Consider the following 1,451-nt stretch of genomic DNA (forward strand, 5'->3'; position numbering starts at 1 on the left):
AGATCTTGAAGGGCGAGTTGTTGGCGCAGGAGGAATCGGACCCTTCTTGAACAATCAATATGATCGTTGTTGTGAACTTCAGAAAATGTATTTGGATGCAGGGCAGAGAGGCAAAGGATTTGGTCGATCGTTAATTGAAACTTTATTGCAGTCTGCTCGAGAGCTTGGTTATGAGTATTGCTATCTCGAGTCACTATCAACTATGAAACAGGCGATCGCTCTATACGAGATACAAGGGTTTAAGAAGCTTGAAGGGCCACTAGGAGCTAGTGGCCATAATGCTTGTGATGAGTGGATGCTGCTAAAACTTTAAATCTGACTAGCAGCTTCTTTAGCTGAAGTTTATTCTTTTCGTGCTGCAGAGCACTCTGCATTTTCGGGCTCAAGTTTGCAGCGCACTTTTCGCATTAGTTTGAGTGTTCTTGAGTCATATATTCCCATTTCACCTAACTCAATGCGGCTCTGACGAAAGTCTTCTACCCAATAGTCATATAGATGTTTGGGTATCTCAATCCAATACTCTTCCGGAATTGTGGCCTCAGGGTCGACTAGCCATTTGACGAAACGGTTGTATTCTCGCATGGCTTGATCACGTGCTTTTTGCGCAAATCCTTCAGGAAACTTTTCCCATCGCGCAACGACTTGCATGGTGATGAACAAAAATGGCTCTTCGTATATACCGCCATTTGGTTCCAAGCCTTTATGCATTTCAAATGGCTCGTATACGATTGCGGGAGCAGCGGTAAGGTCGACACTTCCGTTATTGAACTTTAAGATCGAATTGAAAATGGTTGAGCTAACTGGCGTGATGCCGTGTTTCTTTGATAAATAAGCAGACTCAGGTATGTCATCTAGTACTGCCATTCTTTTACCAGCGAAGTCACCAGGAAGGAGAATTGTTCTGTCGCGTGTAAACATGAAAATTGCGCCAGCTGGACCGATCGCAAAAATCTCATACTCACCATTACGCATAAGTTTGGAAGCTTTCTTTGAAGAAAGAGATTTAAGGACAATGCCCATAGCTTCGTAACTTGGGATTGCTCCAATCGCACCGAGACTTCCTGTTAAGGAGTTAAACTCCCGAGCACGAAAGCCCAGCATATTTACTGCGTCACAGCGCCCTAATTTGAATTCTTCAATCGCAATGCGCTCGTCCTCATAGACCACATAACTGAGGTCAACGCCCCAGTTCGCGGCATGAATCTTAGCTTCGGCCATGATCTGGCCGACAGGGCCCGCTTTGCCGATAGGATCCCAAACACAGGCGAGAATAGGGATTAAGTTTGTGGCTTTTCCGCCTACCGTTTGATTAGCCGTAAGGGCAGTACTGGTGAGCGAGATACTTATGAAAATGAGAGTAAGGACTGCTTTCTTAAAAATCATATTGATGGCACTTTTTATTTTGATCAGGTGAAGTGTACTGAGCGTAGGAAGCGGTGTCGTGGATTGCC

At 44.9% G+C, this 1,451-nt stretch carries 2 protein-coding genes; one reads left to right on the forward strand and one right to left on the reverse strand.

Features of this window, described 5'->3' with window-relative positions; all coding sequences use genetic code 11:
• Positions 1-313: GNAT family N-acetyltransferase (locus A3739_RS27450; RefSeq protein WP_156502905.1), on the forward strand; the 313-nt coding region annotated here is incomplete at its 5' end.
• A gap of 29 nt (positions 314-342) precedes the next feature.
• Here the strand turns inward: A3739_RS27450 and A3739_RS27455 are convergent.
• Positions 343-1,451, reverse strand: a 1,109-nt coding sequence (locus tag A3739_RS27455; RefSeq protein WP_231877169.1) for a putative solute-binding protein, incomplete at its 5' end; no start/stop codon positions are given.

The organism is Oleiphilus sp. HI0067 (assembly GCF_001635735.1).